Genomic DNA, 12537 nt, shown 5'->3' on the forward strand with positions numbered 1-12537 from the left:
CCTCCCCCCAACTGCCACCCCCGCCGAACTCGTGCAGAGCTTCAACAAGGGCATGGATTCCGGTGCGCCGTTCTCGGCCCCGCCCAACTCGGTGCCGCATCCGATCACTCCCACCGAGCAAGTGACACACACGTCACCGACCACTCCCGCTGCAGTCGTAAACCCGGTGGTGCACGCCCCGGTCGTCGACTCCCCTGCTCCGCAGGTCCCGCACCCGGAACCCGCGGCCGCACCCATAGTCACCAGCCCGGTCGCACCTAACCCGGGCTTCGCTGCGCCCGCGAGCTCAACGCCACTGCCGACATACGGCGCCGACCTGCGGCCGCCCACCACAACCACCGCACCCTCACTGCCCAGCTCGTCACCCGTTCAAGCGGCGGGGGGTAGGTGGGCGCCGGTGGTGGCGGGAGTGGAAGGCGTCGGAGTGGAGGCCGGCAAGTGTGGCGGTGAAATGGCAGGCGTTGCGAGCTGCGTTCTCGCTGACGCAGTGGGCGGTGGGGCGCTAATAACTGCTGTCCGATCCGGATAACTAGGAACCTTCAGATTGTTATTAACAATCTGGGCTCGGGATCCGGGGCTGGCGGGCGAAAGCTGCGGCTCTGATTGTCGAAAAACGCCGTCGGTTCTAAGTGTGCTGCTTTGTATCGAGCCGTGTCCGATGACAGTGCTTGATGGGGAAGGAGAAGTAGTGGAGGGGTATGAAGTCCCACCCGATGCCGTGTCGAGATTTGCACCTGTTATGCCCGCCGCTGCCCCCGGCGGCGCATTGAGCCGTCTCCCCACTTCCTCTTCCATCCCCGGCCGGTCCGATCGTCGAAATAAGCGACCGACATCGATTCCGGTTGACTGAGCGAACTGACGGGCAGACTGTCCACCAGTCTCTGCGTCAAGAACGCGCTGTATTGCCTCTAGCACGTTGCCGCCATACTTTGCCGCGGCCAGACTGGCTAGCGCTCGGTAATGGTGTATAAGGGCGACGATCTGCGCAATCTTTGTTTCGGGTGGTTCTTTTGATATTTTTATTCGCTCTATCTCGCAATTCCCATCCTCCGCGAGGTTAGTAAGATCGTGCCGGAGGCTTAGTACGCTATTGTAAGCACTGTCGTAGGCGTCCTTCTTAACGCGATTCTTCTCCGCTACACCGAGGGCATATCCTTCGCCTCGAGAAAACGCTTTCCGGAGATCTTCAGCGGTATACCCAGATTGTTCGCTGAGTTGACAGGTTCTTGCTGATCGCAACGCATCGGAAAGTCGCACCATCTGAGTTTCAATGCTGCCTCGATTAGCTCTGGCGCCGGCCAGGATTTCCAGGTCTTTTCCGTCGGGCCACTCATCACCGACAAGCAGATAGGACCATTCGCCAGGTGGAAAATCAGTCATTTGCAATAAGCTTCGATCGCCGACGACTCTTGATCGGAGGTCCGCAAGAGAGGATCTAATTGGGAATCGTCCGCTTCAGCGAGGTAATCAAGAGTTAGCTCTTGAAACGTTCTAGCAAGCCTCCGAACGGCCGTTGCAAGGTCTGCTGGCGTTGCTGGCTGCTCATCAAGCGCTGTGAGCAAGTAGCCTGCACCGACCTCGAGTGCCTGGCGTCCGCTAGTTGCGGTCGCAAGGCGTCCAATCGGATCGTCTGCGCTCCTGCTCGATGTTAACCGAACCGCTTGGTGCACTTTCCTGTATGCAGCGCATACCTCCGATTTCGCTTTCGATATTTGGTCAGTGGAATATTTCGGCTGAGACGCAGGCTGACCTGTATCCGCCGGACGAAACCATGCGCCGATTCCGACGCCAATGGCGAGGAGTGCTATCGCCAGCGACAGTACAGACAACCATCCCGGTGATCGCCTTGGTTTTGGCGGTACCGCCGGCGGCCACGGTGGTGCGGAGGGCTGCGGCGGTGGCACATTCGACACGCGGTGGATCGTATCGCTGATCCGCAAAAGCGGTAGTCAGTCTTTTCCCGGCTGTCACCTTGTTGCGTTGAAGTGCGCGAAGTACGAAAGACCCAATAACCGGCCGCCGTTCATGAACGACGATGAGCCATCTCAGCCACTCGAATCCCCACCCTCACCCCGCTTGTCCTCCGGCAATAGCACCCGCCTCGTCGCGACCGGCTTGCCGTCGACCCGCTTCACCACCGCAGGCGCAGGCGGCGGAGTGGTAATCCGTCCCTGCACCGGCGCCCCATTCTTCACCGTCGGCGCCACGATGCGTTTGGTGTCCGGCTTCGCCTCAGCAGCGGTCCCACCGCCACCATGCATGGCCCCGGGCGGCACCATCGGCATCGCCCCCATGCCGCCGCGCGGCCCCGCCGGAGGTTGCGGCGCGCTCGACGGCGCAACCGACGACGCATTCGAGGACGCAGGAACTGTGCCCGCCGACGGCGTAGGCGGCGGCCCCAGAAGCGCAGTCGGTGTCGTCGTTCCGGTACCGCCACCAGCTCCACCGCCGGAAACCCCGGACGCTCCGCCGCCGAAATCCCCTGTGCCAGCGCCAAGTTCGGATTCCTCACCGGCCAACTCCGCCGGCGTGACCTCGCCGCCCTCCGCGCCGTGCTGCAACATGCCCATCCCGGTCTGCAACGCCTGCTGGCCCGCCTGGGCGAGCTGTTGCGGAATCTGGCTCAGTGGCTGCAATGCCCCGCCGAGAGCGCCTGCAATCCCGCCCGCGATACCGGCAGCCATCTGCGGCATCTGCTGCAGCATCTGGCCCATCTCACCTGAGCCGCCGACACCGGCCAATTGCGCAGCAGCCTGTTCCTCATTGGCCGGGAACTTGGCCAACGCATCGCCCACCTTGGCCTCGCGCTCGTCATAACCCGCCTGCGCCTCGGCGTTGTCGGCCGGATCACCGCCGTTGGCCGCGGCGCCGAGCGCGCGCAGCAGTTGGCTGATGCTCGAGCCGCCGGTTGCCAGCCCGTCTGGGGTGATCGCCGGCGGCGGCGGCATTCCGACCAGCTGCGAAAGCTGGTCGAGGATGATCTTGAGCTGCTGGTCGTCGCCGCCGCTCACCGGCGCCAACCCCTAGCAGCTCCCAGCATTGGGCGATGGTATCGCCAATCACGCGGCGGGGTAATTCAGTCGCCGACCGCCGCTAGCTGCGGTCAAGCAACGTTGAGGACCCCAACACCCGCTCGATCTGGACCTCGATCACCACACGCCGGGGATTGGCCCGTGGAGTGCGATACCGCTGGGCGTATCGCAGCTCGGCGTCGCGGACGGCGTCGATGTCTTTGTTGACGACGGAGCGACCCTCCAGCGACAGCCACCGTGCGCCGTCGACCTGGCTCAGCACGGCGACCCCGCCGCGATCGGCGTTGACGGCCTTCTGCGACCCCCCGGTGGTGATCACTCGCGCGATGTGGGTCTTGGGGTCAAAGGTGAAGCCGACCGCCACCACATGCGGCGATCCGTCAGCGCGCAAGGTAGTCAGCATGGCCAAATGGCGTTCGGAGAGAAACGCCAACGCGTCGTCGGTGAGCCGCGTAGTGGTATTCGCCATCAACTTCCACGCTAGCGCAGGTCATAATCGCAGCCGTGGATGACACGGGCGCTGGTCCGGTGGTAATTTTCGGCGGCCGCAGCGAGATCGGCATTGAGCTCGCGCGGCGCCTGGCTGCGGGCGCGACGGTGCTGTTGGCCGCCCGCAGAGCCCACGACCTCGCCGAGCAATGCGCCGCTCTCCACGCGGCCGGTGCCACCGCCGTACACACCCGGGAATTCGACGCCGACGACGTTGCCTCCCACGGCCCGCTGGTCGGCTCGATCGTCGCCGAGTACGGCCCCATCAAGACCGCGGTCCTGGCCTTCGGAATCCTCGGAGACCAAGCCCGGGCCGAAGCGGACGCCCAGCACGCCATCGCGATCGTGCACACCGACTACGTCGCCCAAGTCAGCTTGCTCACTCACCTTGCCACCGCCATGCGCGCCGCCGGACGAGGATCGCTGGTGGTGTTCTCCTCGGTGGCAGGTGTAAGGGTGCGGCGCGCCAACTACGTCTACGGATCGGCCAAGGCCGGCTTGGACGGCTTCGCCAACGGCTTAGCCGACGCACTGCACGGCAGCGGAGTCCATTTGCTCATTGCTCGGCCGGGTTTTGTCATTGGCCGAATGACCGAGGGAATGACGCCCGCCCCGCTGTCCAGCACCCCCGAGCAAGTCGCCGCCGCTACCGCACGCGCGCTGGCCAAGCGGCGCCGCACCGTCTGGATACCCTGGGCGCTACGACCGGTGTTCTTCGCCATGCGGCTGTTGCCGCAATTCATCTGGCGCAGGATGCCGAGATGATCGTCGTTGTCGGCCTCGGCGCCGACGGGATGGCCGGCATTTCCGCGCGAGCAGCAGCCGAATTACGCCGCGCCCGAACAGTATTCGGCTCGCGCCGACAACTCGACCTGCTCGATGAGACCGTCACCGCAGAGCGCCGGCAATGGCCGTCTCCGTTGCTGCCTGCCCTCACCGACCTGCTGGCCGACCGAGCCGACGACGTTCATGTCGTCGCCAGCGGTGACCCGCTCCTGCACGGCATCGGCGGCACGCTGATCCGATTCTTCGGCGCCGAGAACGTCACCATCCTCCCGCACGTCTCATCAGTGACGTTGGCGTGCGCCCGAATGGGCTGGAACGTGCAGGACACCGAGGTGATCAGCCTGGTGACCGCCCTGCCGCGCACCGCGGTACGGCGCGGCGGCCAGGCCATTGTCCTGTCCAGCGACCGGACCACACCCAAGGCGCTCGCGGTGATGCTCAACGCCCACGGTCGCGGCGACTCCGAGTTCAGCGTCTGCGAGCAACTCGGCGGCCCGGCGGAGCGTTGCCGGCACGGCACCGCCCATCAATGGGCAACCGACGCCTACCTCGACGTCGACGACCTCAACGTCATCGCCGTGCGCTACCTGCCCGACGAACGGATCGCGTCGCTGCCCGACGACGCCTTCAGTCACGACGGGCAGATCACCAAACACGGGATCCGGGCAGTCACTCTGGCGGCGTTGGCCCCGCGGCCCGGCGAGCGGCTCTGGGACGTCGGCGCGGGCTCGGGCAGCATCGCCGTCGAATGGTGCCGCAGTTGGCGCGGCTGCACCGCAGTGACATTCGAACGCGACGAGCAGCGTCGCCTCAACATCGGGCTCAACACCGCAGCCTTCGGCGTCAGTATCGAATCCCGCGGTGCCGCGCCGGACGCATTTGACGGCGCGCTGCAGCCGTCCGCGATCTTTATCGGCGGCGGCTTGACCCAAGCCGGCCTGCTCGACAGCTGCCTCGATCACCTACCCGCCGGCGGTCGATTGGTCACCAACGCAGTCACCGCCGAATCAGAAGCCGTTGTCGCCCAAGCTTTCTCCCAACACGGCGGCGAACTGCGACGGTTCCAGCACTATCACGGCGAGCCGCTGGGCGGGTTCACCGGCTGGCGTCCGCAATTCCCGGTCACCCAATGGGCGGTGACCAAGCAATGACGGTGTACTTCATCGGCGCGGGCCCGGGAGCGGCCGATCTGATCACCGTGCGCGGCCAACGACTACTTCAGCGCTGCGCGGTGTGCCTGTACGCCGGGTCCATCATGCCCGACGATCTGTTGGCCTATTGCCCGCCCGACGCGAAAGTGATTGACACTGGGCCACTTACGCTGCAGCAGATCATCGAAGAACTGGTCGACGCCCACGCCGCGGGCCATGACGTCGCCCGCCTGCACTCGGGTGACCCGTCGCTGTACAGTGCGTTGGCAGAGCAATGCCGCCGGCTCGACGCGCTGGGGATCGACTACGAAATCGTGCCGGGCGTACCGGCTTTCGCCGCGGCCGCCGCGTGTCTGAAACGGGAACTCACCGTGCCCGGGGTGGCGCAGACGGTGACGCTGACCCGGGTGGCCACGCTGTCGACGGCCATGCCGCCCGGTGAGGACCTTGCCGCCCTCGCCCAATCCGGCGGCACCCTGGTCTTGCACTTGGCCGCCGCGCAGATCGGCACCATCGTCGCGCAGCTGCAGCAGGGGCGCTATCGTTCCGAAACTCCCTGTGCCGTTGTAGCGTTCGCGAGTTGGCCGCGGCAGACCGTGCTGCGCGGCACCCTGGCCAACATCGCCGAACAAATGCACCAAGCCAACGTCACCAAAACCGCGGTCATCATCGTCGGAGAGGTTTTGGCCGCCGAGGGCTTCACTGACAGCTACCTGTACTCGGCGGCGCGACGCAGCCAAGGTCCACATTGATGCGGGTGCTGCTGCTCGGCGGCACCGCCGAAGGCCGCGCACTGGCGAAAGCACTGCACCCGCGCGTCGACGTCATCAGCTCGCTGGCTGGTCGCGTCCCCGACCCGGCGTTGCCGCCCGGCGCGGTCCGGGTCGGTGGATTCGGCGGTGTGGCCGGCCTGCGGAACTGGCTGTGCGAGCACCATATCGACGCCGTCGTCGACGCGACGCACCCGTTCGCCGCGACGATGACCGCCCACGCCGCCGAAGCCTGCGCTGAGCTGCAGTTGCCGCTGTTGGTGCTGGCGCGTCCGCCGTGGGACTCGGCTAACGCCACCGTCGTGGCATCAGATGTCGACGCAGCGGAAACCATTGCACGCTTGGGCTATTCACGAATTTTTCTGACCACGGGCCGCTCAGCGGTTCGCGCTTACGCCGGCAGCGACGCCTGGTTTCTGATCCGCGTGGTCACCGCGCCCGACACCGAATCACTGCCCCGCGAGCACCAACTACTGCTCTCGCGCGGCCCGTACCACTACGACGACGAACTGCACCTGCTCAACGAGTACCGCATCGACGCGCTGGTCACCAAGAACAGCGGTGGCGACATGACCCGCGCGAAGTTGGACGCGGCGCGTGCGGTCGGCATCGCGGTCCTGATGGTGGCCCGTCCGCCACTGCCGGAAGGAGTCAGAACGGTCGGCACGGTCGACGATGCGCTGGCCTGGCTCGCCGGGATGGATTAGCCGGTCAGGTCGTCGCGGTCGGACTCGGCCAGCAAGGAATCCCGCGCCCGGGCGACCCGAGACCTGATGGTGCCGACTGGGCAACCGCACACCGCGGCCGCGTCGGCGTAGGACAGCCCCAGCAGTTGGGTGAGCAACAGCGCTTCACGCTGGTCGGCGGTCAATTGGGCGATCATGGTCGTCACTTCAACGAGGTCTTCGAAACCGCGCGAATGCCGGTCGGCGGCGAGCACTTGTTCAGGGTCGGCGCCGTGCGCGGTTCGCGGACGCGACTGGGCGTGTCGGAAGTGATCGGCGACGACTCGACGCGCGATGGCCAACAGCCACGTTCGGGCGCTGGAGCGTCCAGCGAACCGGGGGATGGCCCCGATGGCCCGCAAGAACGTTTCTTGGGTCAGATCGTCGGCGCTGCTAGCGTCCGACAGGTAAGTCACGAAGCGCCACACGTCTTGCTGGGTGGCTTTGATGAACGCCTCGAGCGCCTGCGCGTCCCCGTCTGCGGCCGCCAGGGCGAGCGCGGTGACGGCCTCGTCGTCGCTGGACGCGGTCATGGGCATCCACCTTAAACGGGACGTCGGACCCGACTTACGACGGGCTGTCGTAGTGCGGTTGATAGGCCACAAGTGCCCCCGGCGCCGTTCCCGCAAACTCGACGCCGGTTCGGCGGGGGCGTCAGCGTTGGAATCCTCGGCACGCGATGCGCCGCCGCGGGCCCGGTCCCGCGCCACCAGCAAAGCGAACACCATGCCGGCCAGCACCGGCACATGGCTGGCGATGCGGGCAACGGTCACCTCGCCGTTCACCGCGTCATAGGCCACGTACGCCACCAAAGCCAGTGAGTAGGCCCCGGCGATCGCGGCCACGCCCACCGCCGCGCCGGTCCAGATGCCGGCCGCGATCATGGCCAGACCCAACGCCAACAGCCACGCCGTGGACTCGTGCAGCAAATGCGCACCGGTCATCATTTCGCCATGCATGCCATGCATGTGGTGCGGCATGATGCCGAAGTCGATGCCGCTGATCTGGGCGGCGGCGATGGCGACCTGGAAAACGCCGACAGCGATCAAACACCAGCGCCAGTAACCGGTAGCCGACCGACGCCACGATCGGCGATACGGCGTCGAGGGAACATTGGCGGACGCCATGATCTTGTCGACTAAGTCCGGCCCATGCCCCGTGTCGACGGTGGCGAACCGGCGGCTCTGGGCCGCGGCACTGATCAACCAGCTACGGCATCGGCGACACGATTCCAGGTGGGCGTCAACCTGCTGCGCCAGCAGCTGCGGACGCTCACCGTCCAACCGCGCCGACAGCTCTTCCCGCGCAACCTCACACCGCATCCCTGCATCGTCGCGCACCACCGGGCTGCGCGCAAAGACCACCTACGGGATGCACAGATCGTTCACACGAAGGAAGGGAACTAACGGCGACCCCGACGCGACCACTGACGTATGACGGTTTGGTTCGCCTTGCCGCCCGAAGTGCACTCAGCATCGCTGAGCAGTGGGCCGGGGCCGGAGTCGCTGCTGGGTGCCGCGGCGGCATGGTCATCGCTGAGCACTGAGTTCGCCGATGCGGCTGACGAACTGATGGGCGTACTCGGCGCGGTGCAGGGCGGGACGTGGGCGGGCCCGACCGCCGAACAGTACGTTGCCGCGCACGGTCCGTACCTCACCTGGTTGCTCGACAGTGCGGCGAAGAGCACTGCGGCAGCAACGCTGCACGAGGCGGCCGCGACCGCCTACACCGTCGCACTGGCCAGCATGCCCACGCTGGCCGAGCTCGCCGCCAATCACGCGATCCATGCGGTGCTGGTCGCCACGAACTTCTTTGGCCTCAACACCATCCCGATCGCGCTGAACGAGGCCGACTACGTGCGCATGTGGGTGCAAGCCGCCGAGACGATGACCGGCTACCAGGCCGCTACCGAGTCGGCTCTGGCCGCCGTGCCCACCACCCAACCCGCGCCGCCGATTACCAAATCCGCCGACGCCTCACCTACCCAGCAGCTGGCCAACCTCTCCACGTCGTGGCAAGACCAACTCACCGCGTGGCTGAAGAGCTATACCTCCAACTTCGCCTGGCCGGTATCGAAGGACTTGAACCCCGGCGGCTGGCCCATTCCCGCTGTGCCGTTCGTCAACGGCATCACGTCCGCCCTAGGCAACATCCCGGGGCTGTCGCCGGCGCTTGCCACCGCGATCGGCTGGGCCATCTTCCACACCTTGATGATTTTCTGGCCCTTCGGCCAGCAGGCGATCGCCTTAGCCCAGTTGGCCATCGTGCCGGCGATCGCGGTCCTTTCAGCCGCGGGCGGCACCGCCGCAGTCGCCGGGGCCGCGACCGCGGTCGGCGTCGCCGTCCCGTTGTCGGTGGCCACGCCGCTGGCTACCGCCGCCGCGGCGCCGGCGGCCGCGCTGCCGGTTCCCGGGCCCGCCGGTGTGGTCCCCACCGGTGTCACCCACACCCATGTGACGCCCGCCCCGAGCGCGACTACCGTCGCTAACCCGGTCGGTGCCGGGCCGGCCGGCGGCGGTCCCGGTGTCGGTTTCGGCCCGACGGCTACCGACTCGACGGGATTGACTGCCGGCATCGGCGACTCTCTGTACGCGGTTGGTCTGTCTGGTCTGTCGGCCAAGGGCAGCGCCAGCAGCCGAGCACGCGACAAGGTTCCCGAGCCGAATCCCGACGATGTCGAGGCGCCGGCGGCCGCCGCGGCTGCGGCGTCTGGCCGGGCTCGGCGCCGGCGGCGCATGGGCGCGGACGCCAAAGTGCACGGCAACCGCTACGAATACTTGGACCCCGAACCCGTCGAGGCATCCGATACGGGGGCTGGGCCGGTCGGCTTCGCCGGGGCCGCGCCCCGCTACGGTGCTCGGTCCGAGCAGGCAGCCGGCCTGATCACGCTGGCCGGTGACGACTTCAGCGATACGCCAGCCACGCCGATGCTGCCCAGCACTTGGGTTGACGACTAGCCTGGGTAACGCCTCGGGGTGAACACCCGATCACCGAAATCGGTTGTGTGCCATTGTGTTTGGGATGAACCGATGAGCAGCAGGCAGCGCATGTCGACGTCGGCGGGATCGAGATCGGCCAACCGCACCACACGAACTTCTTCATCAGGGCCCGACACATTGCGGCCGATGACCACCGGGGTGCCGGGATCGCGATGCTCGAGCAGGAGATCTCGCATGGCGCCTACCTGCCAGGTCCGCGTCTTGGAGGCCGGGTTGTAGATGGCCAGCACCAGATCGGCGGCAGCGGCGGCGGACAGGCGCGCGGTGATCACGTCCCATGGCTTGAGCCGGTCGGACAGCGAGATCACCGCGTAGTCGTGGCCCAGCGGTGCGCCCACACGGCTGGCGACGGCTTGGGCCGCCGTCATCGCCGGAATCACCCGAACCTCTACGCCCGGCCATTGCTTGGCTTCTTCCAGCACGGCGGTGGCCATGGCGAAGACCCCTGGGTCGCCCGACGACACCACCGCGACGGCGTGTCCTTGCTCGGCTAGGGTGCAGGCCAGCCGTGCGCGGGCGGGTTCGTCGGTGTTGTCACTGGGATGACGGCGCTGCCCGTCGCGCGGCGCAACCCGATCGAGATAGGTGCCGTAACCGATAACATCTGTGGCACAGGCCAATTCGCGGCGACTCTGCGGCGTCATCCAGTCCCGGTCACCCGGTCCGAGTCCCACCACCGCGACGCTGCCGCCGGTTTGTCCGCGCCGTCGTCCGCCCGGCAGCATGGCCAGTGAGAAGTACGGCACGCTGCTCTCGTCGACGTCCGCTGCGGGCAGCACCCGCTGGCCCGGCGTGCTTGCCCGTTCCACGTAGAACGCGTGGTCGAGCTGTCCTGACGCCGAAAGCGCCTCGCGCACATTGTGATACGACCGGCCTAGCTTGAGGACCACCGCGGCGTCCGCGTCGGCCAGTCGGCGGGTCAGCTCGGCCACCGGCAAGGTGCCCGGCAGCACCGACAACACCTCGTCGCCAGCTACCAGGGGCGTCGCGATGGCCGCGGATGCGGCGCTGACCGACGTCACGCCCGGAACGATGACGGCGTTGAAGCGCTCGGTGAGCCGGGTGTGCAAGTGCATGTAGGAGCTGTAGAACAGCGGGTCGCCTTCGGCCAGCAGGGCGACGTTGCGCCCGGCGGCCAAGTGCGTCGCGATGCGCTGCGTCGCCTCGACATAAAAATCTTCCAGAGCTCCCGCATAGCCGCCGGGATGATCCGTGGTCTCGGTCGTCACCGGATAAACGAGGTGCTCCTCGATTTGGCCCGGCCGCAGGTACGGCTCGGCGATGCCGCGGGCGATGCTGCGTCCGTGCCGAGCGCTGTGATAGGCCACCACGTCGGCTTCACCGATCACCCGAGCGGCCTTGACGGTTACCAACTCTGGATCGCCGGGTCCCAATCCGACGCCCCACAGCGTGCCTCGGGGCGTCATTCGCGGTCGTTCGCGATCGCGTTGACGGCCGCGGCGGCCATGGCGCTGCCACCGCGGCGTCCTCGCACTACCAGGTATGACATGCCGCGTGGCCGCTCGATGAGTTCCTGCTTGGACTGCGCCGACCCGACGAAGCCGACCGGCCCGCCCAGCACCGCCGCGGGGGCGTGAATACCCTCGTCGAGCAACTCGAGCAGCCGGAACAGCGCGGTGGGGGCGTTGCCGATGGCTACAACGGCGCCGGGCAGCCGGTCGGCCCATAGGTCTACGCCGGCCGCCGAGCGGGTGGTCTGAGTGCGGGCCGCGAGGTCGGGCGCGCGCGGGTCGGCGACCAGCGACACCACTTCGTTGTCGGCAGGCAGTCGCGCGACGGTGATTCCGGCGGCCACCATGGACGAATCGCATAGCACCGGGGCTCCGGCGCGCAGGGCGTCGTGGGCGCGCGTGACGACGTCGTCGGTATAGGCCACCTGTTCGGCGACGTCGACCTGTCCGCAGGTGTGAATCAACCGCACCACCACGCGCGCGACATCGGCAGGAAACCGGGCCAGGTCGGCTTCGGCGCGAATGGCAGCGAATGACTGCCGATAAATCTCCGCCGCATCGCGGATGTAGTCGAGCACTCGCTCACCCTAGATGCTTGAGCACCCGGTAACCGTCGCCGGTGGCGACCAGCACTTCACCAACAAGTGGGCTGCCGCAAGCGCGTTCGCAACCGACGAAGTGGCGGTGCACGCCGGAGTCGTCGTCGAGCATCTGTGCTGCGTCCGAGCGCACATCGGCCGCCGAGTGCGCGCAACCGGGGCTGCCGGTGCAGGCGCTCACGGTCAACCACGGGGAGTTCTCGTCGAACACCAAGCCCAGCGGCGCCAGCACCCGTAAGGCGACGTCGGCGACGGCTTCGTCGAGATCGCACACCAGCACCGATCGCCAGGGGGTGATGACCATCGGTGCCTCGATGGCGGCCAGGAACTCGGCGACGCGGGCCGGCAGCACGCCCAGCGGCACGGCGGCGCCCAGGGCCACTCGGCCGTCATTCTGTGGTATCCAGCCGACCGGTCCCTTGGTGACGGGTGCGAAGGCGTCGCCGAGCCGCACGCCCGGCAGTACGTCGTCGACGTCCGCCAATTCGGTAATGCGCCAAGCTGTTCCGCGGAC

General features: G+C 67.1%; 10 protein-coding genes and 3 pseudogenes. 6 read left to right on the forward strand and 7 right to left on the reverse strand.

The window, feature by feature from the left end:
- A pseudogene (locus A9W95_RS27480) lies at window positions 1–529 on the forward strand (hypothetical protein); the annotation flags it as partial.
- A 1516-nt stretch (window positions 530–2045) separates the two neighbouring features.
- Here A9W95_RS27480 and A9W95_RS08505 read toward each other — a convergent pair.
- Complete coding sequence (locus tag A9W95_RS08505) at window positions 2046–3011, reverse strand: hypothetical protein (RefSeq protein ID WP_253851593.1); 966 nt, start codon at window positions 3009–3011, stop codon at window positions 2046–2048.
- A gap of 82 nt (window positions 3012–3093) precedes the next feature.
- Window positions 3094–3501, reverse strand: coding sequence for a F420-dependent biliverdin reductase (locus tag A9W95_RS08510; RefSeq protein ID WP_067410795.1), 408 nt, complete (start codon window positions 3499–3501; stop codon window positions 3094–3096).
- 35 nt (window positions 3502–3536) lie between these two features.
- Here A9W95_RS08510 and A9W95_RS08515 point away from each other — a divergent pair, with 35 nt between their 5' ends.
- From A9W95_RS08515 to A9W95_RS08530, 4 genes are read left to right on the forward strand one after another with little or no spacing between them, the layout of a single operon-like run.
- Complete coding sequence (locus tag A9W95_RS08515) at window positions 3537–4286, forward strand: SDR family NAD(P)-dependent oxidoreductase (RefSeq protein WP_067410797.1); 750 nt, start codon at window positions 3537–3539, stop codon at window positions 4284–4286.
- The gene (locus tag A9W95_RS08520) at window positions 4283–5458 is read left to right on the forward strand and encodes a bifunctional cobalt-precorrin-7 (C(5))-methyltransferase/cobalt-precorrin-6B (C(15))-methyltransferase (protein WP_067410800.1); all 1176 of its coding nucleotides are present in this window, start codon (window positions 4283–4285) and stop codon (window positions 5456–5458) included. Before A9W95_RS08515 ends, A9W95_RS08520 begins: the two co-directional genes overlap by 4 nt.
- Window positions 5455–6210, forward strand: coding sequence for a precorrin-4 C(11)-methyltransferase (gene cobM / locus A9W95_RS08525; RefSeq protein ID WP_067410802.1), 756 nt, complete (start codon window positions 5455–5457; stop codon window positions 6208–6210). Before A9W95_RS08520 ends, cobM begins: the two co-directional genes overlap by 4 nt.
- The gene (locus tag A9W95_RS08530) at window positions 6210–6935 is read left to right on the forward strand and encodes a cobalt-precorrin-6A reductase (RefSeq protein WP_067410805.1); all 726 of its coding nucleotides are present in this window, start codon (window positions 6210–6212) and stop codon (window positions 6933–6935) included. Before cobM ends, A9W95_RS08530 begins: the two co-directional genes overlap by 1 nt.
- Here the strand turns inward: A9W95_RS08530 and sigC are convergent.
- Together sigC and A9W95_RS28205 are read right to left on the reverse strand one after the other, a co-directional pair.
- Window positions 6932–7486, reverse strand: a complete 555-nt coding sequence (gene sigC, locus A9W95_RS27830) for an RNA polymerase sigma factor SigC (RefSeq protein ID WP_253851594.1) — start codon at window positions 7484–7486, stop codon at window positions 6932–6934. The two genes, A9W95_RS08530 and sigC, sit on opposite strands and share 4 nt — an antisense overlap.
- 144 nt (window positions 7487–7630) lie before the next feature.
- Window positions 7631–8275, reverse strand: a pseudogene (locus tag A9W95_RS28205) (DUF2275 domain-containing protein); the annotation flags it as partial.
- Between the two features lie 111 nt (window positions 8276–8386).
- Here A9W95_RS28205 and A9W95_RS08540 point away from each other — a divergent pair.
- Entirely contained in the window at window positions 8387–9910 is a 1524-nt protein-coding gene (locus A9W95_RS08540) for a PPE family protein (protein ID WP_067410807.1), read from the forward strand.
- On the opposite strand, the gene A9W95_RS08545 is transcribed toward A9W95_RS08540, so the two are convergent.
- The 3 genes and pseudogenes from A9W95_RS08545 to A9W95_RS08555 all read right to left on the reverse strand — a co-directional run.
- Window positions 9907–11379 (reverse strand): precorrin-2 C(20)-methyltransferase, encoded by a 1473-nt coding sequence (locus A9W95_RS08545; protein ID WP_067410810.1) that lies wholly within the window; start codon window positions 11377–11379, stop codon window positions 9907–9909. The two genes, A9W95_RS08540 and A9W95_RS08545, sit on opposite strands and share 4 nt — an antisense overlap.
- Window positions 11376–12002, reverse strand: a complete 627-nt coding sequence (locus A9W95_RS08550; RefSeq protein WP_067410812.1) for a precorrin-8X methylmutase — start codon at window positions 12000–12002, stop codon at window positions 11376–11378. The genes A9W95_RS08545 and A9W95_RS08550 overlap by 4 nt, the downstream gene beginning before the upstream one ends.
- Before the next feature lie 4 nt (window positions 12003–12006).
- Window positions 12007–12537, reverse strand: a pseudogene (locus tag A9W95_RS08555) (precorrin-3B synthase); the annotation flags it as partial.

The organism is Mycobacterium sp. 1423905.2, from assembly GCF_001673155.1.
Lineage (GTDB): Bacteria > Actinomycetota > Actinomycetes > Mycobacteriales > Mycobacteriaceae > Mycobacterium.

Coding starts and splice junctions, on each gene's coding strand:
- A9W95_RS08545 (WP_067410810.1), bottom strand. CDS start 11,379: ATGACGCCCCGAGGCACGCTGTGGGGCGTCGGATTGGGACCCGGCGAT.
- A9W95_RS08540 (WP_067410807.1), top strand. CDS start 8,387: ATGACGGTTTGGTTCGCCTTGCCGCCCGAAGTGCACTCAGCATCGCTG.
- cobM (WP_067410802.1), top strand. CDS start 5,455: ATGACGGTGTACTTCATCGGCGCGGGCCCGGGAGCGGCCGATCTGATC.
- sigC (WP_253851594.1), bottom strand. CDS start 7,486: ATGACCGCGTCCAGCGACGACGAGGCCGTCACCGCGCTCGCCCTGGCG.
- A9W95_RS08530 (WP_067410805.1), top strand. CDS start 6,210: ATGCGGGTGCTGCTGCTCGGCGGCACCGCCGAAGGCCGCGCACTGGCG.
- A9W95_RS08520 (WP_067410800.1), top strand. CDS start 4,283: ATGATCGTCGTTGTCGGCCTCGGCGCCGACGGGATGGCCGGCATTTCC.
- A9W95_RS08510 (WP_067410795.1), bottom strand. CDS start 3,501: ATGGCGAATACCACTACGCGGCTCACCGACGACGCGTTGGCGTTTCTC.